This is a genomic window from Streptococcus mitis (assembly GCF_023109105.1).
GTDB classification, from domain to species: domain Bacteria; phylum Bacillota; class Bacilli; order Lactobacillales; family Streptococcaceae; genus Streptococcus; species Streptococcus mitis_BW.
Genome location: NZ_JALDTZ010000002.1, coordinates 202439 through 228239, shown reverse-complemented (window position 1 = coordinate 228239; position 25801 = coordinate 202439). Strand labels below are relative to the sequence as shown.

The 25801-nt window shown below is 42.5% G+C and carries 20 protein-coding genes and 1 pseudogene; 15 read left to right on the top strand and 6 right to left on the bottom strand.

Going from position 1 to position 25801, the window contains the following annotated elements; all coding sequences use genetic code 11:
- Positions 1-14 precede the first annotated feature (14 nt).
- A protein-coding gene (locus tag M1F37_RS02665) for an IS3 family transposase (RefSeq protein WP_247934613.1) occupies positions 15-1384 on the bottom strand; the annotation gives its coding sequence in 2 pieces (ribosomal slippage) (positions 15-943 and positions 943-1384; 1371 coding nt in all).
- Between the two features lie 191 nt (positions 1385-1575).
- Between M1F37_RS02665 and metE the strand changes: the two genes are divergently transcribed.
- The 8 genes from metE to M1F37_RS02625 all read left to right on the top strand — a co-directional run bounded on the left by metE (position 1576) and on the right by M1F37_RS02625 (position 12017).
- Positions 1576-3825: a 5-methyltetrahydropteroyltriglutamate--homocysteine S-methyltransferase gene (metE, locus tag M1F37_RS02660; RefSeq protein WP_247934612.1), complete on the top strand. Its 2250-nt coding sequence runs from the start codon at positions 1576-1578 to the stop codon at positions 3823-3825.
- Between the two features lie 62 nt (positions 3826-3887).
- A complete protein-coding gene (gene metF / locus M1F37_RS02655) occupies positions 3888-4748 on the top strand; it encodes a methylenetetrahydrofolate reductase [NAD(P)H] (RefSeq protein ID WP_247934611.1) in 861 nt (286 codons plus the stop codon).
- Positions 4749-5087: 339 nt separating this feature from the next.
- On the top strand, positions 5088-7310 hold the full coding sequence (gene pnp, locus M1F37_RS02650) for a polyribonucleotide nucleotidyltransferase (protein ID WP_247934610.1): 2223 nt from the start codon (positions 5088-5090) through the stop codon (positions 7308-7310).
- Positions 7311-7325: 15 nt separating this feature from the next.
- Positions 7326-7943, top strand: a complete 618-nt coding sequence (gene cysE, locus M1F37_RS02645) for a serine O-acetyltransferase (RefSeq protein ID WP_247934609.1) — start codon at positions 7326-7328, stop codon at positions 7941-7943.
- Positions 7944-8178: 235 nt separating this feature from the next.
- Positions 8179-9522 carry a cysteine--tRNA ligase gene (cysS, locus tag M1F37_RS02640; RefSeq protein ID WP_247934608.1) on the top strand — a complete coding sequence of 448 codons (1344 nt, stop codon included), beginning with the start codon at positions 8179-8181 and terminating at the stop codon, positions 9520-9522.
- The gene (locus M1F37_RS02635) at positions 9515-9901 is read left to right on the top strand and encodes a ribonuclease III domain-containing protein (RefSeq protein WP_049540908.1); all 387 of its coding nucleotides are present in this window, start codon (positions 9515-9517) and stop codon (positions 9899-9901) included. Before cysS ends, M1F37_RS02635 begins: the two co-directional genes overlap by 8 nt.
- A 3-nt stretch (positions 9902-9904) precedes the next feature.
- Positions 9905-10774, top strand: a complete 870-nt coding sequence (locus M1F37_RS02630) for a helix-turn-helix domain-containing protein (RefSeq protein ID WP_247934607.1) — start codon at positions 9905-9907, stop codon at positions 10772-10774.
- A gap of 112 nt (positions 10775-10886) precedes the next feature.
- Positions 10887-12017 carry an ABC transporter ATP-binding protein gene (locus tag M1F37_RS02625; RefSeq protein WP_153208909.1) on the top strand — a complete coding sequence of 377 codons (1131 nt, stop codon included), beginning with the start codon at positions 10887-10889 and terminating at the stop codon, positions 12015-12017.
- A gap of 202 nt (positions 12018-12219) precedes the next feature.
- On the opposite strand, the pseudogene M1F37_RS02620 reads toward M1F37_RS02625, so the two are convergent.
- The 5 genes and pseudogenes from M1F37_RS02620 to M1F37_RS02600 all read right to left on the bottom strand — a co-directional run bounded on the left by M1F37_RS02620 (position 12220) and on the right by M1F37_RS02600 (position 16475).
- Positions 12220-13410 (bottom strand): annotated as a pseudogene (locus M1F37_RS02620) (oxidoreductase).
- Between the two features lie 142 nt (positions 13411-13552).
- A complete protein-coding gene (locus M1F37_RS02615) occupies positions 13553-14212 on the bottom strand; it encodes an amino acid ABC transporter permease (RefSeq protein ID WP_247934606.1) in 660 nt (219 codons plus the stop codon).
- A 9-nt stretch (positions 14213-14221) separates the two neighbouring features.
- Complete coding sequence (locus tag M1F37_RS02610; protein ID WP_247934605.1) at positions 14222-14899, bottom strand: amino acid ABC transporter permease; 678 nt, start codon at positions 14897-14899, stop codon at positions 14222-14224.
- Between the two features lie 12 nt (positions 14900-14911).
- Positions 14912-15706 carry a transporter substrate-binding domain-containing protein gene (locus M1F37_RS02605; protein ID WP_247934604.1) on the bottom strand — a complete coding sequence of 265 codons (795 nt, stop codon included), beginning with the start codon at positions 15704-15706 and terminating at the stop codon, positions 14912-14914.
- Between the two features lie 10 nt (positions 15707-15716).
- The gene (locus M1F37_RS02600; protein ID WP_247934603.1) at positions 15717-16475 is read right to left on the bottom strand and encodes an amino acid ABC transporter ATP-binding protein; all 759 of its coding nucleotides are present in this window, start codon (positions 16473-16475) and stop codon (positions 15717-15719) included.
- Positions 16476-16651: 176 nt separating this feature from the next.
- Between M1F37_RS02600 and recJ the strand changes: the two genes are divergently transcribed.
- The 7 genes from recJ (at position 16652) to M1F37_RS02565 (ending at position 25628) form a co-directional block, all read left to right on the top strand.
- Positions 16652-18874: a single-stranded-DNA-specific exonuclease RecJ gene (gene recJ / locus M1F37_RS02595; RefSeq protein ID WP_247934602.1), complete on the top strand. Its 2223-nt coding sequence runs from the start codon at positions 16652-16654 to the stop codon at positions 18872-18874.
- 137 nt (positions 18875-19011) lie between these two features.
- The gene (locus M1F37_RS02590; RefSeq protein ID WP_247934601.1) at positions 19012-19296 is read left to right on the top strand and encodes a DUF2695 domain-containing protein; all 285 of its coding nucleotides are present in this window, start codon (positions 19012-19014) and stop codon (positions 19294-19296) included.
- A 223-nt stretch (positions 19297-19519) separates the two neighbouring features.
- Entirely contained in the window at positions 19520-21181 is a 1662-nt protein-coding gene (locus M1F37_RS02585) for a ribonuclease J (protein ID WP_247934600.1), read from the top strand.
- A 66-nt stretch (positions 21182-21247) separates the two neighbouring features.
- Positions 21248-22027, top strand: coding sequence for an alpha/beta hydrolase (locus M1F37_RS02580; RefSeq protein WP_247934599.1), 780 nt, complete (start codon positions 21248-21250; stop codon positions 22025-22027).
- A 168-nt stretch (positions 22028-22195) separates the two neighbouring features.
- On the top strand, positions 22196-22897 hold the full coding sequence (locus M1F37_RS02575) for a M57 family metalloprotease (RefSeq protein ID WP_247934598.1): 702 nt from the start codon (positions 22196-22198) through the stop codon (positions 22895-22897).
- 39 nt (positions 22898-22936) lie between these two features.
- A complete protein-coding gene (uvrC, locus tag M1F37_RS02570; protein WP_247934597.1) occupies positions 22937-24784 on the top strand; it encodes an excinuclease ABC subunit UvrC in 1848 nt (615 codons plus the stop codon).
- The gene (locus tag M1F37_RS02565) at positions 24774-25628 is read left to right on the top strand and encodes a metallophosphoesterase family protein (RefSeq protein ID WP_247934596.1); all 855 of its coding nucleotides are present in this window, start codon (positions 24774-24776) and stop codon (positions 25626-25628) included. Before uvrC ends, M1F37_RS02565 begins: the two co-directional genes overlap by 11 nt.
- The last annotated feature ends 173 nt before the right edge of the window (positions 25629-25801 follow it).

Sequence of the window (25801 nt, the reverse complement as noted above, 5' to 3'; positions counted from 1 at the left end):
ATGGGACTTTTTTTCTACACAAAAATAGGCTCCATAATATCTATAGGGGATTTACCCACTACAAATATTATAGAGCCTTTTAGTTTTACCTTAATTCGTTTGTTGTTGTAATAATCAATATAGTTTACAATAACTTGTTCCAATTGGTTAAGTGACTGAAACGTCTTCTCGTAACCATAAAACATCTCTGATTTCAAAATGCCAAAGAAAGATTCCATCATACCGTTGTCTGGGCTGTTACCCTTGCGTGACATGGATGCTTGAATTCCCTTACTCTCTAGGAACTGATGATAAGAATCGTGTTGGTATTGCCAGCCCTGATCACTATGGAGAATTGTATTTTCATAATGATCCTCTGTGAAGGCTTGTTCCAACATTAATTTTACCTGTGCTAAGTTCGGTGTCGTAGAAAGATTATAAGCAATAATTTCGCTGTTGAAACCATCTAAAACTGGCGATAAGTAAAGCTTTTGACTGCTCGCTGGAATGGCAAACTCTGTCACATCTGTATAGCACTTTTCCATTGGTTTAGCTGCTTCAAATTTGCGTTGAATAAGGTTGTCTGCTTTCTTACCAATCTCTCCTTGATATGAAGAATACTTGCGTTTCCGACGAATTCGAGCTGTTAAAGCAAGGACTCTCATTAGACGTTGGACCTTCTTATGGTTTACTATATAACCACGATTTCTCAATTCAAGAGTCATTCGACGATAACCGTAATTTCCCTTATGCTCATTATAAATGGCTTGTATTTCCACTTTGATAGCTTGATCTTTATCTACTTCATTCAGCTGCTTTAAGTGGTAATAATAGGTTGAACGAGCTAGCTTAATAATCTTTAGAAGAATCTCTAAGGCAAACTCTGTTACCAATCCTTGAACAATTTCTGTTTTTCTTCTTGCTCCTTTTCGTCCTTCAATCGGAGTTCTCTCAACTTTTTTAGAATGGCATTCTCCGCTCTCAAATATTCTAATTCTTCCTGAAGTCGCTCTAGCTCTGTCATCTCTTCGGATTTCTTCTTTGGTTTACGTCCCATTTTAGCTGGTCTCCCTCTTGTTTTCTCAACAATAGTATACCCGTTTTTTCTGTATTGTGCTATCCAATTAGGCAACATTCCAACACTTGGAAGAGCATAATCTAGAGACGCCCTTATTTGTGAACGACCTTCAAGTAGAACTTTATCAATGATCTCTTGTTTTAGTTCAGGTGAATAGTAACAATTTTTTCCCTTTTTGACGATTTCTATTCCATAACGATCAATCAATTTAATCATGTACTTAAGATTAGAAATGTTTATCCCAAATTGATTTGAAAGCTCCTTGAAGCTTCGCCCTTGTTTTCTAAGTTCATAGATCTGAACTTTATCTTTATAAGTCAATTTCATAATAAAAACACCCCAAAAGTTAGATTTTTTCTGTCTAACTTTTGGGGTGCAGTTCATTGTCTCAGTTCTTTTTCTTTTGTCTAAAATAGAGATATAGTTTCAAACTATACCAAAGCCTAATTTTTTACAATTATACAGATGATTTCTTTTCTGTTAAGATAGTTTCAACAACAAATTTTGGAGGACACATCATGTCAACTACAATCATCGGTTTCCCTCGTTTGGGCGAATTCCGCGAATTAAAATTTACAACTGAAAAATACTTTAGAAAAGAAATCTCAGAAGAAGAACTCCTTGCAGCAGCAAAAGACTTGCGTGCTAAACACTGGAACATTGTCAAAGAAAAAGGCATCACTGAAATCCCATCAAATGACTTTTCTCACTATGACAACTTCCTAGATGCTGCTTTCCTTTTCAACGTGGTACCTGCTTCAGTTCAAAACTTGGACTTGTCTGACCTTGAGCGCTACTTCGCTTTAGGTCGTGGTTACCAAGGAGAAAAAGGGGACGTTCGCGCCCTTCCAATGAAGAAATGGTTCAACACCAACTACCACTACATCGTTCCTAAATTTGAAAAAGACACTCAAGTTAAACTTGCAGGTCACAAGATCTTTGATGAGTTCCAAGAAGCTAAAGAACTTGGATTGAACACTCGTCCAGTCCTTGTAGGTCCATTCACTTTCCTTCAATTGTCAGACTTTGAAGAAGGCGTGAAAGCAGAAGACTTCGTAGACAGCTTAGTCGCTGCTTACCAAGAAGTTTTTGCAAAATTGGCTGAACTTGGTGCGACTCGTATCCAACTCGATGAAGCTGCTCTTGTTAAAGACTTAACTGCTGAAGAAAAAGCGCTCTTCTTGAACCTCTACAACAAGCTTTTGTCTGACAAGAAAGGTCTTGAAGTCTTGCTTCAAACTTACTTCGGTGACGTTCGTGACGTTTACGCTGACCTTGTGAAATTGCCAGTAGATGCGATTGGTCTTGACTTCGTTGAAGGTAAGAAAACTCTTGAACTCGTTAAAGGTGGTTTCCCAGCTGATAAGACTCTCTATGCAGGTATTGTCAATGGTAAAAACATCTGGCGCAACAACTACGAAAAGAGCTTGGCTGTTCTTGAGCAAATTCCAGCTGAAAACATCGTTTTGACTAGCTCATGCTCACTTCTTCATGTGCCATTTACAACAGCAAATGAAGACTTTGAACCAGCTATCTTGAACCACTTTGCGTTTGCAGTTGAAAAATTGGATGAGATCCGTGACTTGGATGCTATCCGCAACGGTCAAGGTGCAGAAGCTCTTGCAGCTAACAAAGAACTCTTTGCGACTGAACGTGTTGGTGAAAATGCGGAACTTCGTGCGCGTATCGCTGGATTGACTGACGCAGACTACACTCGTTTGCCAGCCTTCGCAGAACGTGAAGCAATCCAAGAAGAAGCTTTCAAACTTCCAGCCCTTCCAACAACAACCATCGGTTCATTCCCTCAAACGAAGGAAGTTCGTGCTAAACGTTTAGCCTTCCGTAAGGGTGAATTGTCTCAAGAAGAGTACGACGCTTTCCTTGCTGAAACGATCGATGAATGGATCAAGTGGCAAGAAGATATCGACTTTGATGTCCTTGTTCACGGTGAATTTGAGCGTAATGACATGGTTGAGTACTTCGGACAAAACTTGTCAGGTTACCTCTTCTCTAAAAATGGTTGGGTGCAATCATACGGTATGCGTGGGGTTAAACCACCAATCATCTGGGGTGATGTTACTCGTCTCAACCCTATCACTGTTAAATGGTCTAGCTATGCACAAAGCCGTACAAACAAACCTGTTAAAGGTATGTTGACTGGACCAGTAACTATTCTTAACTGGTCATTCCCACGTGAAGACATCTCTATCAAGGATTCTACTCTTCAAATCGCCCTTGCCATCAAGGATGAAGTACTTGACCTTGAAGCTGCTGGTGTGAAAATCATCCAAATCGACGAGGCTGCTCTTCGTGAAAAATTGCCACTTCGTCGTAGCGACTGGTACGAAGACTACCTTGACTGGGCTATTCCAGCCTTCCGTTTGGTACACTCAACAGTAGCACCAGATACACAAATCCACACTCACATGTGTTACTCAGAATTTACAGATATCATCCCAGCTATCGACAACATGGATGCGGACGTTATCTCATTTGAAGCTAGCCGTTCAAATCTTGAAATCTTGGACGAACTCAAAGCTCAAAACTTCCAGACAGAAGTGGGTCCTGGAGTTTACGATATCCACTCTCCTCGTGTGCCTAACGAAGGCGAAATCGACCACACAATCGAAGCTATCCTTGCTAAAGTACCAAGCAAGAAAGTATGGATCAACCCTGACTGTGGTTTGAAAACACGTGGTATCCCAGAAACGAAAGAAAGCTTGATCCGCCTTGTAGACGCTGCGAAAGCTGCGCGTGAGAAATTGTAAGAAAAGACAGTTCTCTCTACATGGTTGATCAGTAAGAAATCAACTAGAAAAGGTTCATACATATGTCACGTCAAACACCGTCACTCTCATTTGAAGTTTTCCCTCCAAACCCAGAAGTAGGCAATGACAAAATTATTGCAGCCCTGAAAGACATGCAGGGCTTGGCACCACACTTCATCAGTGTAACTGCCAGCAATAATAAATTTAATATCAAAGAGACGACGGTTCGTTTGGCAGACTATATCCAAAATGACTTGGAGATTCCGACCATTGCTCACTTGCCAGCTATTTATCTAACTAAGGATAAGGTGGCTGAGACCATTGCAGATTTGGATAAGGTTGGGGTTCAGAAAATCTTGGCTTTGCGTGGAGATATTATTCCAGATGTTGAACCACAAAAGGATTTTCGATACGCCACAGACTTGATTGAGTTTATCAATGAACAGGCACCGCACTTTGAAATTATTGGTGCTTGTTATCCAGAGGGACATCCGGATTCGCCAAACCAAATCTCAGATATTCAAAATCTCAAGAAAAAAGTAGATGCAGGCTGTTCAAGCCTTGTCACTCAGCTTTTCTTTGACAATGAGCGTTTCTACGATTTCCAAGACAAATGTACCTTGGCTGGGATTGATGTTCCTATTCATGCGGGTATCATGCCAATCCTTAACCGTAACCAAGCCCTTCGTCTCTTGAAGACTTGTGAGAATATCCATCTCCCACGTAAATTTAAGGCTATCTTGGACAAGTATGAGAATGACCCTGAGTCACTCAGAGCAGCAGGACTTGCCTATGCCGTGGACCAAATCGTTGACTTGGTAACGCAAGACGTAGCAGGCGTGCATCTCTACACCATGAACAATGCAGACACTGCTCAGTACATCCACCAAGCAACCCATGCCTTGTTCAATCACCAACCTTAAAATAATTAAAAGCAAACCATTCTTCTTTTCATAGCAGAATGGTTCCTTTTTTATAGAAAAGACCGTACTTTTTAAGAAAAATATGATAAAATAGACTCTGTACGTACTTGATACAAAGATGAGGGTATTTAGGTTGTAAAGGTTGTGAAAACGAAACTCAAAAAGTCCAAAATATCTTGAGTAATTGAACCCGGCCGAAAAGCTGTGTAAAAAAGATAAACTGTCTTGTCTTCATCGAAGACTTCACCAGTTTCCTATTTTTACTTTGCTTTTGACGTCCTTAGTATCTTGATCTTTGTAGGCAAGGCGTATAATATTATCAATCCAAAGGGGATTACAATGACAAAACAAGTGTTTCAAACGACTTTTGCGGGTCGTGAGTTGATCGTAGAGACTGGTCAGGTTGCTAAGCAAGCAAATGGCTCTGTTGTCGTGCGTTATGGTGAGTCAACTGTCTTGACTGCTGCCGTTATGTCTAAGAAGATGGCAACTGGGGATTTCTTCCCACTTCAAGTCAACTACGAAGAAAAAATGTATGCGGCTGGGAAATTTCCTGGTGGCTTTATGAAACGTGAAGGACGTCCTTCAACAGATGCGACCTTGACAGCGCGTTTGATTGACCGTCCGATCCGTCCAATGTTTGCGGAAGGTTTCCGTAACGAAGTACAAGTCATCAACACAGTCCTTTCTTACGACGAAAATGCATCTGCACCAATGGCAGCTATGTTTGGTTCATCATTGGCTCTTTCTATCTCAGATATTCCATTTGACGGACCAATCGCTGGGGTACAAGTAGGCTATGTTGACGGGGAAATCATCATCAACCCAACGCAAGAACAAGCAGAGCGCTCTCTTCTTGAATTGACAGTAGCTGGTACCAAGCACGCTATCAACATGGTAGAGTCTGGTGCCAAAGAATTGTCAGAAGAAATCATGTTGGAAGCTCTTCTTAAAGGACATGAAGCCGTTAAAGAATTGATTGCCTTCCAAGAAGAAATCGTTGCGGCAGTCGGTAAAGAAAAAGCAGAAGTAGAATTGCTTCATGTGGATGCTGAATTGCAAGCTGAAATCATTGCAGCCTACAACAGCGATCTTCAAAAAGCTGTTCAAGTTGAAGAAAAATTGGCGCGTGAGGCTGCAACTCAAGCAGTCAAAGATCAAGTAACAGCAGTTTACGAAGAAAAATATGCAGACCACGAAGAATTTGACCGCATCATGCGTGATGTGGCTGAAATCTTGGAACAAATGGAACACGCAGAAGTGCGCCGTTTGATCACAGAAGACAAGGTTCGTCCTGATGGTCGTAAGGTCGATGAAATCCGTCCTTTGGATGCGGTTGTTGACTTCGTTCCCCGTGTACACGGTTCAGGTCTCTTCACTCGTGGACAAACTCAGGCTCTTTCTATCTTGACTTTGGCACCAATGGGTGAAACGCAAATCATCGATGGTTTGGATCCAGAGTACAAGAAACGCTTTATGCACCACTACAACTTCCCACAATACTCTGTTGGTGAAACTGGTCGTTACGGTGCGCCTGGTCGTCGTGAAATTGGTCACGGTGCTCTTGGTGAGCGTGCTCTTGCTCAAGTATTGCCAAGCTTGGAAGAATTCCCATATGCGATTCGTCTAGTAGCAGAAGTCTTGGAATCAAACGGTTCTTCATCTCAAGCGTCTATCTGTGCCGGCACTCTTGCCCTTATGGCTGGTGGTGTGCCAATCAAGGCACCAGTAGCTGGTATTGCTATGGGGCTCATCTCAGATGGTAACAACTATACAGTATTGACAGATATCCAAGGTTTGGAAGACCACTTTGGAGATATGGACTTCAAGGTTGCAGGTACTCGTGATGGGATTACAGCCCTTCAAATGGATATCAAGATCCAAGGGATTACTGCAGAAATCTTGACTGAGGCTCTTGCCCAAGCCAAGAAAGCGCGTTTTGAGATTCTCGATGTCATCGAAGCAACCATTCCAGAAGTTCGTCCAGAATTGGCTCCAACTGCTCCGAAAATTGATACCATCAAAATCGATGTGGATAAGATCAAGATTGTCATCGGTAAGGGTGGAGAAACCATCGACAAGATCATCGCTGAAACAGGCGTTAAGATTGATATCGACGAAGAAGGAAACGTGTCTATCTACTCAAGCGACCAAGATGCTATTAACCGTGCTAAAGAAATTATTGCTGGTTTGGTTCGTGAAGCGAAAGTGGACGAAGTTTACCATGCCAAAGTTGTTCGTATCGAAAAATTCGGTGCCTTTGTCAACCTCTTTGACAAGACTGATGCCCTCGTTCATATCTCTGAAATGGCTTGGACTCGCACTAACCGTGTCGAAGACTTGGTAGCCATCGGTGATGAAGTGGATGTCAAGATTATCAAGATTGACGAAAAAGGTCGTGTAGATGCTTCGATGAAAGCACTCTTGCCACGTCCACCGAAACCTGAACATTCAGAAGATAAAGGTGAAAAGGGTCATCGTCATGGCGATCGTCCTCGTCACCATCACAAGGACCACAAACCTAAGAAAGAAACTACAGAAACACCAAAAGACTCAGAATAAGAAAAGGAGAATTGTATGGGATGGTGGCGTGAAACCATTGATATCGTAAAAGAAAATGATCCAGCGGCTCGCACCACTTTGGAGGTTCTTTTGACCTATCCTGGTGTGAAAGCCTTGGCTGCCCATCGTCTCTCTCATTTTCTCTGGGAGAATGGCTTTAAGCTCTTAGCTCGTATGCACAGCCAGTTTTGGCGCTTTTGGACACAAATCGAGATTCATCCAGGTGCCCAGATTGATTCAGGTGTTTTTATCGACCATGGTTCAGGCTTGGTGATTGGGGAAACAGCTATTGTTGAAAAAGGGGTTCTTCTCTACCACGGGGTAACTCTTGGTGGGACAGGGAAGGATGTTGGCAAACGCCATCCGACCGTGCGTAAGGGAGCTCTCATATCTGCACATGCCCAAGTTATCGGGCCTGTAGAAATCGGTGAAAATGCCAAAGTCGGTGCTGCAGCGGTTGTTGTTGCAGATGTACCTAGCGATGTAACGGTTGTCGGTATTCCTGCTAAGATTGTCCGAGTGCATGGTCAAAAGGATGAACCAACCATTCACGAAGTCGAAGAAAAACGAGAGTATTACGTCAATAAACTCGAGCAAGCGAGAGATGCCAGTCATAGATCGTCTGGGCTCTAATTTATGATGATTCTTTTATCCATTAACATTTTTTCAAAGACGATATTCGACTGAGTAGGTCGTAAAGCAAAAGGGCGACTGTCAGCCCTTTTCTTGCATTTATTTGATTCTTCTTTTACTTTTTAGAAAGGAGCAAGGAATTCCGAAGTGTAGAGATATTCGGACTGAAATTCAATTGAACTGTCAGCGATGAAATTAACTGTTCTTGGATTTTGGCTTTCCTGACTATTATTTTATGATTAAAATTTACGATACCATGTCTCGTGATTTGCGAGAATTTGTCCCGATTGAGAACGGCAAGGTCAAGATGTATGTTTGTGGGCCAACCGTGTATAACTATATCCACGTGGGGAATGCTCGTTCGACGGTAGCTTTTGATACCATTCGACGTTACTTTGAGTACCGTGGTTACGAGGTTGCCTATATTTCCAATTTTACGGATGTTGATGATAAGATTATCAACCGTGCCAAGGAAGAAGACATCACGCCTCAGGAGGTTGCGGACAAGTACATCGTTGCCTTTCGTGAAGATGTGACGGCCTTGGGCGTCAAACCTGCAACTCGCCATCCGCGTGTGGTGGAGTTTATGGCTGACATTATCCGCTTTGTGGAAGACTTGATTGAAAAAGGTTTTGCCTACGAGAGTCAAGGGGATGTTTATTTCCGTGTGGAAAAATCCCACAATTATGCCAAGTTGGCCAATAAAACCTTAGAAGATTTGGAGCTGGGGGCTTCAGGTCGTACCGATGAAGAAACGGTTCGTAAGGAAAATCCTGTGGACTTTGCCCTCTGGAAATCTGCCAAATCAGGAGAGATTTCTTGGGATAGCCCTTGGGGACCTGGTCGTCCGGGCTGGCACATCGAGTGTTCAGTCATGTCGACAGAGATTTTAGGTGATACCATTGATATCCATGGTGGTGGAGCCGACCTAGAGTTTCCACACCACACCAATGAAATTGCCCAGTCAGAAGCCAAAACAGGCAAGACCTTTGCTAACTACTGGATGCACAACGGCTTTGTCAACATTGACAATGTCAAGATGTCCAAGTCTTTGGGGAATTTTATCACTGTTCATGATGCTCTCAAGACCATTGACGGACAAGTGCTTCGTTTCTTCTTTGCGACTCAACATTACCGCAAGCCAATCAACTTTACAGAAAAAGCAGTGCGGGATGCCGAGACCAATCTCAAGTATCTGAAGAACACTTATGAGCAACCATTTACAGGAAATGTGGACGCCCAAGAGTTACAAGCATTTAAAGATAAGTTTGTAGCTGTTATGGATGAAGATTTTAACGCGGCAAATGGAATCACTGTTGTCTTTGAAATGGCCAAGTGGATCAATTCCGGCAACTATGATGCAAGTGTCAAGCAAGCTCTTGCAGCTATGTTAGAGGTTTTTGGAATTGTCTTTGTTGAGGAAGTTTTGGACGCTGAGATCGAAGCCTTAATCCAAAAACGCCAAGAAGCGCGTGCCAATCGGGACTTTGCGACAGCGGATCAAATCCGTGACCAATTGGCTGCTCAAGGGATTAAGCTCCTTGATACCAAGGATGGAGTGAGGTGGACTCGTGATTGATGTCAATCTCATTAATGGGATTGCGCTAGCCTTTGAAGGAGATGCGGTGTACTCTATGTATATTCGCCGTCATCTCATCCTCAAAGGTATGACCAAGCCCAATAAACTCCATCAAGAGGCAACCAAATATGTGTCAGCCAAGGCTCAGGCCCACCTGATTTCTCTTATGTTGGAGGAGCAAGTCCTGACAGAAAAAGAAGAAGAAATCTACAAACGTGGCCGCAATACTAATAGCCATACCAAGGCCAAAAATGCTGATGTGGTGACTTACCGTATGTCCACAGGTTTTGAAGCCGTGATGGGCTATCTCCATATGACTGAAAATCTGGAACGACTTGAAAGCTTGATTTCTTGGTGCATCCAAAAAGTGGAGGACTAGGACATGATAGCAAAAGAATTACTAGACTGGTTTCCACAAGCTCAAATTGTAGACCAGCCAGTTGATAAGGAAGGTTTTCTTACGCTGCCAGTCTCCTCTCAACAGTGGATTTTACTGGAGGAAGCTGGACTAAGTGAACGCGAGAAACAGTTGGTGGCTCTTTTAACTCAGCAGGAACAGGCTCGTTCGCTCAATCCTTGGTATTCTTATCTGATTGAGGGTAAGGGGCAGGCTCCTCAAACTTTTAAAAAGATTCAGTTGGTTTATTGTCATCTTTCCTATTTTCAGCAGGAAAATCTGGCTTCTTGGTTGGATATGATGCGAACCCTATTTCCTAACTGTCAGACGGTGCTTCAAGTCGGAGCTCAGGATTATGTTTTCGTGCTTCAACAAGATAAATACACCTCTGTAAGAGCTATTTTAAGTGATACGATTGAAGCGGTTGAGTATGACTTTGGACTGCGTCTCTCTATCATGTTGGGTCAGGTTTGGTCTCAGACAGGACATCAAGCTCTATCAGACTTAATCAAAGCGGAGCGGGATTTGTTTAAGACTTGGTGGCGTCAGGGTCACCAAGGTGTTCATACCTTTTCACAACTCTATTTGTGGAGTATGGGAGAAAGACTCGTGGATTTGAAGGCAATCAAGGAATGCCTGCACCAGATGATTTTGGATCAGGACCAGATTCAGGAAATTATCCTTTCTCTCTGGGAAAATAGTGCTGTTCTGACTAAAACAGCCCAGCAACTCTACCTCCACCGCAATTCTCTCCAATACAAGATTGATAAATGGGAAGAATTGACAGGGCTTCAGTTGAAGGAGTTGACCGACCTGACCCTGTGCTATCAATTGATTTTACCAGATATTCTCTAAAGTTTTGTGCAAGTTGCACAGAACTTTTTTGTTTTTTTGGTCATCTTGCCATAGAAAAGTAAAGCGTTTTCATCTATAATATAATTATCAAAATACAAAAGGAGTTCACCTCATGGTAGAATTGAATCTTAAAAATATTTACAAAAAATATCCAAATAGCGAACACTACTCAGTTGAAGACTTTAACTTGGACATCAAAGACAAAGAATTTATCGTTTTCGTAGGTCCTTCAGGGTGTGGTAAATCAACAACTCTTCGTATGATTGCCGGTCTTGAAGATATTACAGAAGGTACTGCATCTATCGATGGCGTGGTTGTCAACGATGTGGCTCCAAAAGACCGTGACATCGCCATGGTATTCCAAAACTACGCTCTTTACCCACACATGACTGTATACGATAACATGGCTTTCGGTTTGAAATTGCGTAAATACAGCAAAGAAGACATCGACAAACGTGTTCAAGAAGCAGCAGCAATCCTTGGTTTGAAAGAATTCTTGGATCGTAAGCCAGCTGACCTTTCAGGTGGTCAACGTCAACGTGTTGCCATGGGTCGTGCCATCGTCCGTGACGCAAAAGTGTTCTTGATGGATGAACCTTTGTCAAACTTGGATGCCAAACTTCGTGTATCAATGCGTGCTGAAATTGCGAAAATCCACCGTCGTATCGGAGCTACAACTATCTACGTAACTCACGACCAAACAGAAGCGATGACACTTGCAGACCGTATCGTTATCATGTCAGCAACTAAGAACCCTGCTGGTACAGGTACTATCGGACGTGTAGAACAAATCGGTACTCCTCAAGAAGTTTACAAAAACCCAGTTAATAAATTCGTAGCAGGATTCATAGGAAGCCCAGCTATGAACTTCATTAACGTGAAATTGGTTGGTAGCGAAATTGTTTCTGACGGTTTCCGTTTGAAAGTTCCAGAAGGAGCATTGAAAGTTCTTCGTGACAAAGGCTACGAAGGTAAAGAATTGATCTTTGGTATCCGTCCAGAAGACGTGAATGCAGAACCTGCTTTCCTTGAAACATTCCCAGAATCAGTTGTGAAAGCTACTATCTCTGTATCAGAATTGCTTGGTTCAGAATCTCACCTATACTGCCAAGTTGGTAAAGATGAATTTGTTGCTAAAGTTGACGCTCGTGACTACTTGCAAACAGGTGCAACAGTTGAACTTGGATTTGACTTGAACAAAGCACACTTCTTTGATGTAGAAACTGAAAGAACAGTTTACTAAGATAAATGAAACTCAAAACACTGCTAGAGAAATCTGGCAGTGTTTTTTGCGGTTGAGTAGAAAAACTCCTGAGATATCCCAGAAGAATGTGATTGATACTCAATGAAAATCAAAAAGCAAACTAGGAAGCTAGCCGCAAGCTGTACTTGAGTACGGTAAGGCGACGCTGACGTGGTTTGAATTTGATTTTCGAAGAGTATGATTATTTGAACTTGAATCCTTCATAAATAAGCTCTGCTTTTGGATTTTGTTTCTTAATCTGTTTGGCAAGTGACTTCATCATAGAAAGAGGGCCACACATATAGACGGTTGCATGTTCGGGTACTTCTTTTTGTTCAAAATTAAGATAGCCGTCTTTTGTACTGTCTACTAGATGGAGTTCAAAATTAGGATTTTTCTGAGCATAGTCACGGAGCAAATCTAGGTAGACTGCATTTTCATCTCCACGGAAACTATAGTAGAAGTGAACCTGTTTATCTAAAATAGGATGTTCACGGATGTAAGAGATGAAGGGGGTGATCCCAATACCTCCAGCAATCCAAACCTGATTTTCTCGTCCTTCTTCTATAATCATGTGCCCGTAAGCTCTGTCTACGCTTACTTTGCTGCCGACTTGAAGATTGTCATAGATATTCTTGGTATGGTCACCTGAATTTTTGACAGTAAAGTAAAGAGTTTGACCATGACCTCCTGAGATAGAAAAGGGATGCGGAGCACTTTCAAAGCCTTCTTGGAAAATCTTTAGGAAGGCAAACTGTCCTGGTTGATAGTTGAATGGTCTGCTAAGATGGATTTGAATTTCTCTAGTATCGTGGTTTAAGCGTTTGAGATTGGTGATTTTGCCTAGATAGGGGAAGGAAATCTTTTGATAAAGGAAGATGATATAAAAACCGGCCAGTAAGCCTAAAAGAGCATAGCTACCAACAAGAAAACTTAGAAGATTAAATGTAAGGAGGCGATTGCCCATCATCATATAGACGTGAAAGAGTCCAAAAATATAGGCTAGGTAAACCAGACGGTGAATTCATCGCCAAGCTTCGTATTGGATGTATTTGCCTAAATAGGCGACCAGGATGATACTGATAAAGATATAGATAGCAAGGTTGCCAAACTGAGCAGCTAAGCGAGAGCCCCACAAACCGCCCATACTAAAGTTATGAAAGATTGGCAGGATGATGGAGAGAAAGGCTGTGAATTTGTGGACAGTGTAGACCTTCTCCAAACCGTGAAACCAGCTTTCTAGTAGTGGGAGACGAGTGGCTAGGATAAAAGTTAGAGATAGGCTTGTTAAAGCTAGTCCTGGAATCATGAATTGGGGAGAGGTGTTCATCCAAGTCAAAATAATCAGGACAAAACTAGTTGTGATAAAGAGTATTCCTTTGAGTGATTTCATAAAAAATTCCATTTCATTAAGATTTGATTTGTTGTAAACAAATTTGTTACATTTTATCATAGAAAATGTATGGTGTCAAATCTAGGTTTGTAAATTTCTGTTCTCATCAAAAAACTCTCCAATTGAACTGGAGAGTGGCTGTTTATTCTGCAGCTTGTTGCCAACGTTTTGCTAGCATATGAGACAGGCTAGAAATTGCTAGGTTAAAGCTGAAGTAGATGAGGGCAGTCAGGATGTAAAGGCTAAAGACCTGCTCTGGTTCGAAATAACGGCCCATGAGAATTTGGCTGGCTCCAAAGAGTTCTTGTAGGGCGATAACAGAGTAGAGAAGACTGGTATCCTTAATCACGGTTACAAACTGAGAAATGATGGCAGGCAACATTTTGCGGATGGCTTGTGGGAGAATGATGTGATAGAGGATTTGGGCTGAGGTGAAGCCTTGTGACATTCCTGCTTCGTACTGTCCCTTGTCTACGGCATTGAGACCACCTCGGATAATCTCAGCTAAGGCTGCTGAGGTAAAGAGGGTAAAGGCTGTAATACCTGCTGGTGTCGACTTCATCTTGAACACCAAAAAGATAGTGAAAATCCAGAGAAGGTTGGGAACGTTACGCACAAATTCGATATAAATGCTGGAGATGATTCGCAAGACAGGATTTTTCCCATTTCGCATGACCGCAAGTACCGTCCCAATCAGGGTAGAGAGTACGATGGCAATCAGAGAAATATAGAGGGTCAAGCCAAATCCTTTAAAGATGAAGATTAGGTTATCTGGGGTCAAAACTTCTAAAATGGATTCCATAGTAACCTCCTAAAGTGAATAGGCTTTTTTGTTGGTTTGCTCCATTTTGCGACCAAACTGGGCAACAGGGAAGCATAGAGAAAAGTAGAGAAGGGCAGCGCCTAAGAATGCTGGAATGTAGTTTCCGTTAAGTGCTGACCAAGACTTAGTCACAAACATCAAGTCGACTCCAGAGATGATAGCGACTGTAGAGGTGTTCTTGATGAGGTTGACGATTTGGTTGGTCAAAGGAGGGAGAATGATACGGAAAGCCTGAGGCAAGATAATCAAGCGCATAGCACTGATATAGGTAAACCCTTGCGACAAGGCGGCCTCCATCTGACCGCTAGGAATAGACTGAATACCTGAACGAATAACCTCAGCAATATAGGCGCCGTGATAGAGACCTACACAGAGTACAGCTGTCCAATAAATCGGAATCATGATGATGTGGTCACTGATAAGAGGTAGACCATAGAAGACGATAACAAACTGCACCAAGAGGGGAGTGTTTTGGTAAAATTCGACAAAGATGCGAGCTAAAATGCGCAAAATTGGGCGTTTACTGGTCGACATAGCTCCAAAGAAGATACCTAAGACCATGGCGAGGATAAAGGATCCGATTGCCAGGGCAAGAGTAAAGAGGAAGCCATTGAAAAATTGTCCAAAATCCTGAAAATAGGCTGTCCAAGATGATAAATCTGTCATGGGGTGTCCTCCTTAATCTGCAGTATGGCTAGATGGCTTGAGCTTGTAACGGTCATAAAGTTTTTGCAAACTGCCATCCTTGCTCCATTTGGTAACCAAGTTATCAAGATAGTCGTTGAGCTCGGTATTTGATTTTTTAGTAACAATACCGTAGTCAGATGGCTTGAAACTATCATCTAGCAGTTCTGTCCGTTTACTGATGTAACCAGATAGGATAGAGCGGTCAACGGAAAAAGCATCAATACGGTGAGCGTGGAGGGAAGTAATCAATTCTGGGTAGGAACCAAGTTCGACGAATTTAAAGGTCAGGCCTTTCTTTTTACCCAGTTCGGTAATCAAGCGTTGGGTAATGGAACCTTGGGCAATGCCGATGGTTTTTCCGTTTAGGTCTTCAATGCTTTTGATTTTGGCAGACTTATTGACCAAAAAGCCAGAAGCATCTGTGTAGTAAGGGCTGGTGAAGTTATAGAGTTTTTTGCGTTCGTCTGTGATGGTAAAGGTCGCTATATCCATATCGACCTGCTCATTGTCTAGAAGGGGGCCACGAGTTTGCGCTGTAACAGGCACATAGCGAACCTTGACCTTGAGTTCATCAGCTACCATCTTGGCCAAGTCAGTTTCGATACCAGAATAGGTTCCTGTCTTGGGATCCTTGTAACCGAAATTGGGAACGTCTTGTTTCACACCGACAACTAGCTCGCCTCTTTTTTGAATGTCTGCGACACTGGTATCAGCTTGGACTGGTTTTGTAGCAGCAAGACCGAAAAGGCTAATCAATATTGCTGATAAAAAGAATTTCTTTTTCATAGGTGCCTCCTTATTTGACTTTGTCACTTTCGTGGTTGATGATTTTGCTGAGGAATTGTTGAGCGCGAGGTTCACTTGGATTATCGAAAAAGTCATCGACATCTGTCGTATCCACCAAAACTTCTCCGTCAGCCATAAAGATGATGCGGTCGGCAACTTCACGGGCAAAGCCCATTTCATGGGTAACGATAATCATATTCATACCCTCGTGGGCCAATTTTTGCATAACTGCAAGAACATCGCCGATGGTTTCAGGGTCAAGAGCAGATGTTGGTTCATCAAAGAGGAGGAGTTCAGGATGCATAGCGAGTCCACGTGCAATGGCGATCCGTTGTTTTTGTCCACCAGATAGCATGGCTGGATAAGAATCTTTTTTGTCCCACATATTTACAAATTCCAAATATTTTTGAGCTGTTTTTTCAGCTTCTTTTTTATCAATTCCTAGAACTTTTACAGGCGCTAGTGTTACGTTTTCTAACACAGTTTTATGAGGATAGAGGTTGAAATGTTGAAAAACCATGCCAACTTCCTTGCGAAGGGGCACCAAATCTTTCTGGCTGGCACCAGCAACTTGGTGACCATTTACTAGAAGACTTCCTTTGTCAACAGCCTCTAAACCATTGATGGTACGGATAAGAGTGGACTTTCCAGAACCAGATGGTCCGAGTAGGACAACGACTTGTCCTTTTTCAAAACGGAGATTGATGTCACGGAGTGCATGGTAGTCTCCGTAATATTTTTCGACGTGTTCAAATTCTACTAAAGCCATAAGGAATCTCCTTTGTGTTAGATTTTATAACATGATTCTACACCAAAAGATTTGTCTTGTCAAATCATATCAGAAAAAAGTTAGTAAAATTTTTGTAGAAAGTAATCTGGATAGAGAAAAAGTCTAAATCATGTTATAATGAAGCAATAGAATTCTTAGAAAGAGTGGATGTCTTTTTGATAACACCTACTTATGAATGGCAGTTTGCCCCGCAGGTTGAAGATGCGGATTTTACAAAGATAGCCAAGAAGGCTGGATTGGGTCCTGAGGTGGCTCGCTTATTATTTGAGAGAGGGATTCAGGACCAAGAAAGTCTGAAAAAGTTTTTAGAACCTTCCTTGGAGGACTTGCATGACCCTTATCTGCTTCATGATATGGATAAGGCAGTAGAACGGATTCGTCAGGCCATTGAAGAAGGGGAAAATATTCTCATCTATGGAGATTACGATGCAGATGGCATGACTTCGTCTTCTATTGTGAAGGAAAGTTTGGAACAGCTTGGTGCTGAGTGCCGTGTTTACCTGCCCAATCGTTTTACAGATGGTTATGGACCTAATGCCAGTGTTTATAAATACTTCATCGAGCAAGAAGGAATTTCCTTGATTGTGACGGTGGATAATGGGGTTGCGGGTCATGAGGCGATTGAATTGGCTCAGTCTATGGGAGTGGATGTCATTGTGACTGACCACCATTCAATGCCTGAAACCTTGCCAGATGCCTATGCTATTGTCCATCCTGAGCATCCAGATGCGGACTATCCTTTCAAATATTTGGCTGGTTGTGGAGTAGCCTTCAAGTTAGCTTGTGCCTTGTTAGAAGAAGTACAAGTTGAATTGCTTGATTTAGTCGCTATTGGTACCATTGCAGATATGGTCAGTTTGACGGATGAAAACCGTATCTTGGTTCAATATGGTCTGGAAATGTTGGGGCACACTCAGCGTGTTGGTCTACAAGAAATGCTGAATATGGCTGGGATTGCTGCTAACGAAGTAACAGAAGAAACGGTTGGTTTCCAGATTGCTCCTCGTTTGAATGCCTTGGGTCGCTTGGATGATCCCAATCCAGCAATTGATTTGCTGACTGGATTTGATGATGAGGAAGCGCACGAGATTGCCCTTATGATTCACCAGAAAAATGAAGAGCGCAAGGAAATCGTACAATCTATCTATGAAGAAGCCAAAACCATGGTGGATCCCGAGAAGAAGGTCCAAGTCTTGGCCAAGGAAGACTGGAATCCTGGGGTTCTAGGGATTGTGGCTGGTCGTTTGTTGGAAGAATTGGGGCAGACAGTCATCGTTCTTAATATAGAAGACGGTCGTGCCAAGGGTAGTGCTCGTAGTGTAGAAGCGGTCGATATTTTTGAGGCTCTGGATCCCCATCGAGACCTCTTCATCGCCTTTGGAGGCCATGCTGGTGCGGCGGGCATGACGCTGGAAGTTGAGAAGCTTTCAGATTTATCTAAGGTCTTAGAAAATTATGTCCGTGAAAAAGGAGCAGATGCTGCTGGCAAGAACAAGTTAAATCTAGATGAAGAGCTGGATTTGGAGGCACTTAGCTTGGAAACGGTCAAAAGTTTTGAACGTTTAGCACCTTTTGGCATGGATAATCAGAAACCTATCTTTTATATTAAGGATTTTCAGGTCGAAAGTGCCCGTACTATGGGTGCAGGCAATGCCCATCTCAAGCTGAAAATATCTAAAGGTGAGGCGAGTTTTGAAGTGGTAGCCTTTGGTCAAGGCAGATGGGCGACAGAGTTTTCTCAAACCAAGAATCTAGAGTTGGCAGTTAAATTGTCTGTCAACCAATGGAACGGCCAAACTGCCCTGCAGTTGATGATGGTGGATGCGCGTGTAGAGGGTGTTCAACTTTTTAACATCCGTGGGAAAAATGCAGTCTTGCCAGAAGGAATTCCAGTATTGGATTTTGCTGGAGAACTACCAGATATAGTGACTAGTGAAGCGGTTGTCGTAAAAACCATTCCTGAGGATATTACTCAGCTGAAGACCATTTTTCAGGAACAGAATTTCTCTGCGGTTTATTTCAAAAATGACATTGACAAGGCCTATTATCTGACAGGTTATGGGACTAGAGAGCAGTTTGCCAAATTGTACAAGACCATCTACCAGTTTCCAGAGTTTGATATTCGCTACAAGCTCAAAGATTTATCTACTTATCTCAATATTCAACAAATCTTGTTGGTCAAGATGATTCAAGTGTTTGAAGAACTAGGATTTGTGACAATTAAAGATGGTGTCATGACAGTCAATAAAGAGGCACCAAAGCGGGAAATCGGAGAAAGCCAGATTTACCAACATCTCAAACAAACCGTCAAAGATCAAGAAATGATGGCGCTGGGTACCGTGCAAGAAATTTATGACTTTTTAATGGAAAAAGAGTAGACGATAGGAAAGAGTTGGCTTGCTGACTCTTTTTTATGTTCATGAATAGGCTTCAAAAGGAGCCAGTTTAGTGTTATAATAAAAAAAGAGGACTAGTTAGCTAGATAACTGGTCAAAGGAAAGCTTAGAGGTGTCAAATGGATAAGATGAAGAAAAAGAGATTACGAGCGGACTATAAAAAGCAAGAAAGACAAAAGTTCGAAGAAAGTTTGCCCTTGTCAAGGGAGCTCTTTTTTGACTTGTTTGACTTTTTGGATGTAGAACTTGAAACTCAAGCTTGTCAGGACGATTTTTTATTAACACAAACATTTCTAGAGAAGCACAATGTGGAAGTCGAAACAGTTAGAGACTTTTTAGAAGCAAATGGAGCCTACTGTGACTGCGAAGTGCTATTCAATGTCGCGGAAAGATTTGAAGAGTAACAGGAAACTAGTCAGAAACATTCTTTTTAGTTTTTCCCAGTTCTTTCTTGTTTGTGCCTTGGAGAAGAGTTGTTTATAGTTCTTTAGCTGGAAACCTTCATTTTGAAAATCATCAAAAAAATGGTATAATAGTAGGAAAAGATTCGGCTAAAAGCAATAGTGCTTTTAGAATAAAAGGGTAAGCAACCCTATAATCAAGATAAACTAAGCTTTCGGAGGAAAAATGAGTAATATCAGTTTAACAACACTTGGTGGTGTGCGTGAAAATGGGAAAAATATGTATATCGCTGAAATCGATGGGTCTATTTTCGTTTTGGATGCAGGTCTAAAATACCCTGAAAATGAACAACTAGGGGTGGATGTAGTCATTCCCAATATGGACTACCTTTTTGAAAATAGCGACCGTATTGCAGGGGTCTTCTTGACCCACGGACATGCCGATGCTATTGGCGCGCTTCCTTATCTCTTGGCTGAAGCCAAGGTGCCTGTATTTGGATCGGAGTTGACCATTGAGTTGGCCAAACTCTTTGTCAAAGGAAATGACGCAGTTAAGAAATTCAATGATTTCCATGTCATTGATGAAGATACGGAGATTGATTTTGGAGGGACTGTGGTTTCCTTCTTCCGTACGACCCACTCTATCCCAGAGAGTCTGGGTGTGGTTTTGAAGACGGCTGAAGGTAGTATCGTTTATACAGGTGACTTCAAATTTGACCAGACAGCTAGTGAATCCTATGCGACAGACTTCGCTCGTTTGGCAGAAATCGGTCGTGATGGAGTTCTAGCGCTTCTCAGTGACTCAGCCAATGCGGACAGTAATATCCAAGTGGCTAGCGAAAGTGAAGTTGGGGACGAAATCACTCAAACCATTGCAGACTGGGATGGCCGTATCATTGTTGCAGCAGTAGCTAGCAACCTCTCTCGTATTCAGCAGGTGTTTGACGCTGCGGATGAAACAGGCCGTCGTGTGGTCTTGACAGGATTTGATATTGAAAATATCGTCCGTACTGCTATTCGCCTCAAGAAATTGTCTCTAGCTAACGAGAGTCTTTTGATTAAGCCAAAAGATATGTCTCGTTTTGAAGACCATGAGTTGATTATCCTTGAGACAGGCCGTATGGGTGAGCCAATCAACGGTCTTCGCAAGATGTCGATTGGTCGCCACCGTTATGTGGAAATCAAGGACGGTGACTTAGTCTATATCGTAACGACTCCGTCTATCGCTAAAGAAGCAGTCATGGCACGTGTGGAAAACATGATTTACCAAGCTGGTGGAGTTGTCAAACTGATTACCCAAAGCTTGCGCGTCTCAGGGCATGGAAATGCGCGTGATTTGCAGCTGATGATTAACCTCTTGCAACCCAAGTATCTCTTCCCAATTCAAGGGGAATACCGTGAGTTAGATGCCCATGCTAAGGCTGCTATGGCAGTTGGGATGTTGCCAGAACGCATTTTCATCCCTAAAAAGGGAACCAGCATGGCTTATGAGAATGGAGACTTTGTCCCAGCTGGAGCGGTTTCGGCAGGGGATGTCTTGATTGACGGAAATGCCATCGGTGATGTTGGAAATGTGGTCCTTCGTGACCGTAAGGTCCTGTCAGAGGACGGTATTTTCATCGTCGCAATCACCGTTAACCGTCGTGAGAAGAAAATTGTAGCCAAGGCCCGTGTTCACACGCGTGGATTTGTTTATCTCAAGAAGAGTCGCGATATTCTCCGTGAAAGTTCAGAATTGATTAACCAAACGGTGGAAGACTATCTTCAAGGAGATGACTTTGACTGGGCAGATCTTAAAGGGAAGGTTCGTGATAATTTGACCAAGTACCTTTTTGACCAAACCAAGCGACGTCCAGCTATTTTACCAGTAGTCATGGAAGCAAAATAATCGTTGAAATAAACAGAGAGAAAGTCGAATGTCGGCTTTTTCTTATAGAAAAATAGAGGAAAAATTATGGCAGTAATGAAAATTGAGTATTACTCACAAGTTTTGGATATGGAGTGGGGGGTGAATGTCCTCTACCCTGATGCCAATCGAGTGGAAGAACCAGAGTGTCAAGATATTCCTGTCTTGTACCTCTTGCATGGGATGGCTGGTAATCATAATAGTTGGCTTAAGCGGACTAATGTAGAACGCTTGCTTCGAGGAACTAACCTCATCGTCGTCATGCCTAATACCAGCAACGGTTGGTACACCGATACCCAGTATGGTTTTGACTATTACACAGCTCTGGCAGAGGAATTACCACAGGTTCTGAAACGCTTCTTCCCTAATATGACTACAAAGCGTGAAAAGACCTTTATCGCTGGTCTTTCTATGGGAGGCTACGGCTGCTTTAAACTTGCTCTTGCTACAAATCGTTTTTCTCATGCAGCTAGCTTTTCAGGTGCCCTTAGCTTTCAAGATTTTTCTCCTAAAAGCCGAAATATGGGAACGCCAGCTTATTGGAAAGGTGTTTTTGGGGAGATTAAAGATTGGACAGCTAGTCCCTATTCTCTTGAAAGTCTGGCTAAAAAATCGGACAAAAAGACCAAGCTATGGGCTTGGTGTGGCGAGCAGGATTTCTTGTATGAAGCTAATAATCTAGCAGTGAATAATCTCAAAAAACTGAAATTTGATGTGACCTATAGCCATAGCGCTGGAACTCACGAGTGGTATTATTGGGAAAAACAATTGGAAAAATTTTTATCAAGCCTACCAATCGATTTCAAATTAGAAGAGAGATTGTCATAATTTATACTCAATAAAAATCAAAGAGCAAACTAGGAAGCGAGCCGCAGGCTGTACTTGAGTACGGCAAGACGAAGCTGACGTGGTTTGAATTTGATTTTTGAAGAGTATTAGCTTTCTTTCAGCTTGTTTTAGTAGAATAATTTTTATTTGCTAGAAAGGTGGAGAGACATGCGCTGGATTTTTCGTTTGATAGGGGCTTTCTTTTCTTTTGTGTGGCGTTTGTTTTGGCGCCTGGTTTGGACAGTTGTTCTCTTATGTGCTCTTGCTTTTGGTTTTCTCTGGTATCTGAACGGGGATTTTCAAGGAGCGCTAAAGCAAGCAGAGCGGTCAGTCAAGATTGGTCAACAAAGTATCGACCAATGGGGAAAAACAGGGCAACTGCCTAAGTTGAGCCAGACAGATAGCCACCAACACTCTGAAGGAAGGTGGCCACAGGCTTCTGCTCGTATTTACTTGGATTCCCAGATGGATTCACGCTTTCAAGAGGCATATTTAGAAGCAATTCAGAACTGGAATCAAACTGGTGCTTTTAACTTTGAAATTGTCACTGAGTCCAGCAAGGCAGATATCTTAGCTACGGAGATGAATGACGGAGGCACTCCTGTTGCAGGAGAAGCGGAAAGTCAGACCAATCTCTTAACGGGGCAATTCTTGTCTGTAACAGTGAGGTTGAATCATTATTATCTGTCCAATCTTGACTATGGTTATTCCTATGAGCGTATTGTCCATACGGCAGAACATGAGTTGGGGCATGCGATTGGCTTGGACCATACAGATGAGAAGTCTGTCATGCAACCTGCGGGTTCCTTTTATGGTATCCAGGAAGTGGATGTTGAAAGGCTTCGAAAATTATATGAGACCAATGAGTAGGGAGGTTATCTTTCCCTACTTTTTTGCTATAATGGAACTATGAATAACTTGATTAAATCAAAACTAGAGCTCTTGCCGACCAGCCCTGGTTGCTACATTCACAAGGATAAAAACGGAACCATTATCTATGTAGGAAAGGCTAAAAATCTGCGCAACCGCGTGCGGTCTTATTTTCGTGGAAGTCATGATACCAAAACAGAAGCTTTGGTGTCTGAAATTGTAGATTTTGAATTTATCGTTACTGAGTCTAATATTGAGGCCCTCCTTCTGGAAATCAACCTCATCAAGGAAAACAAGCCTAAGTACAATATCATGCTCAAGGATGATAAGTCTTATCCTTTTATCAAAATCACCAATGAGCGCTATCCACGCTTGATTATCACCCGTCAGGTCAAGAAGGACGGAGGTCTCTATTTTGGTCCCTATCCAGATGTGGGAGCGGCCAATGAAATTAAGAGACTACTGGATCGGATTTTCCCTTTTCGTAAGTGTACCAATCCACCGTCTAAGGTCTGTTTTTACTACCATATCGGCCAATGTATGGCCCACACTATCTGTAAGAAAGATGAGGCCTATTTCAAGTCAATGGCTCAGGAGGTTTCTGATTTCCTAAAAGGGCAGGATGACAACATCATCGATGACCTAAAGGGCAAGATGGAAACGGCAGCCCAGACGATGGAATTTGAACGTGCAGCGGAATACCGCGATTTGATTCAGGCCATTGGAACGCTTCGGACCAAGCAACGGGTTATGGCCAAGGATCTCCAAAATCGGGATGTCTTTGGCTACTATGTGGAAAAGGGCTGGATGTGTGTCCAGGTTTTCTTTGTCCGTCAGGGCAAACTTATCGAACGAGATGTCAATCTCTTCCCCTACTATAATGATCCGGATGAGGACTTCTTAACCTATGTGGGACAATTTTATCAAGAAAAATCTCACCTAGTTCCCAATGAGGTGCTGATTCCGCAGGATATCGATGAAGAAGCGGTAAAGGCCTTGGTGGATACTAAGATTGTCAAACCCCAGCGTGGAGAGAAAAAACAACTGGTCAATCTAGCTATAAAGAATGCCCGTGTTAGTCTGGAGCAGAAGTTCAATCTGCTAGAAAAATCTGTTGAAAAGACCCAAGGGGCTATTGAAAATCTGGGACGCTTGCTCCAAATTCCGACCCCAGTTCGCATCGAGTCTTTCGATAACTCCAATATCATGGGGACCAGCCCTGTTTCAGCCATGGTAGTCTTTGTTAACGGCAAGCCGAGTAAGAAGGATTACCGTAAGTATAAAATCAAGACTGTTGTTGGGCCGGATGACTATGCCAGTATGCGAGAGGTCATTCGCAGGCGTTATGGTCGAGTTCAACGTGACGGTTTGACTCCTCCTGATTTGATTGTCATTGATGGAGGACAAGGTCAAGTCAATATCGCTAAGAAAGTCATCCAAGAGGAACTGGGTTTGGATATCCCCATTGCAGGTTTGCAAAAGAATGACAAGCACCAAACCCATGAATTGCTCTTTGGAGATCCGCTTGAGGTGGTGGAGTTGTCTCGCAATTCTCAGGAATTTTTCCTCCTCCAACGCATTCAAGATGAGGTGCACCGCTTTGCTATTACCTTTCACCGCCAACTGCGCTCTAAAAACTCCTTTTCATCCCAATTGGATGGGATTGACGGTCTGGGACCTAAACGCAAGCAAAATCTCATGAAGCATTTCAAGTCTTTGACTAAAATCAAGGAAGCCAGTGTGGATGAGATTGTGGAAGTTGGCATACCAAGAGCTGTCGCAGAAGCTGTGCAGAGGAAGTTGAATCCGCAGGAAGAAGAGGAATTAGCTCAAGTGGCGGAAGAAAGAGTCGATTACCAAACAGAAGGAGACCATCATGAACCATAAAATCGCAATTTTATCAGATATTCATGGGAATACGACAGCCTTAGAAGCAGTGATTGCAGATGCTAAAAATCAAGGAGTCAGTGAATATTGGCTTCTGGGGGATATTTTTCTTCCTGGTCCAGGTGAAAATGACTTGGTCGCCCTGCTACAAGACCTTCCGATTACTGTGGCTGTTCGTGGGAACTGGGATGATTGTGTCCTAGAGGCCTTGGATGGCGAATACGGTTTGGAACATCCGCAAGAAATCCAGCTCATGCGAATGACACAATTTTTGATGGAGCAAGTGGATCCTGAAACGATTGTCTGGCTACGAAACTTGCCTTTGCTGGAAAAGAAAGAAATTGACGGACTGCGCTTTTCTATCTCTCATAATTTGCCAAATAAGAACTATGGTGGTGACTTGCTAGTTGAGAATGATACAGAGAAATTTGACCAACTCCTAGATGATAAAGTTGACGTGGCAGTCTATGGTCACGTCCACAAGCAGTTGCTTCGTTATGGAAGTCAAGGGCAACAAATCATCAATCCAGGTACGATTGGTATGCCTTATTTTAATTGGCAAGCACTGAAAAATCACCGTGCCCAGTATGCCGTGATAGAAGTTGAAGATGGGGAATTGGTCAATATCCTATTTCGTAAAGTCGCTTATGATTATGAAGCGGAGTTAGAATTGGCCAAGTCCAAGGGTCTTCCCTTTATCGAAATGTATGAAGAGCTACGCAGAGAAGACAACTATCAGGGGCACAATCTGGAATTATTAGCCAGCTTAATAGAGAAGCATGGATATGTAGAAGATGTGAAGGATTTCTTGGAGGCTATAAAGTCAGAATATAAGATAGACTAGTTTCTTTAAATTGCTGAACATTAGTTGAAACTGGATGAGGGGATTCCTGATTTAAATGATTTTCTTCATTCGGTTGCTTATCCTTGTTCCAATTTCTTTCTATGAAAAATCTCTGCAAGCTCTTTCAAATTATGGTAAAATGGAAGCAGTAGAATTAGAAAAGGAAATCGATT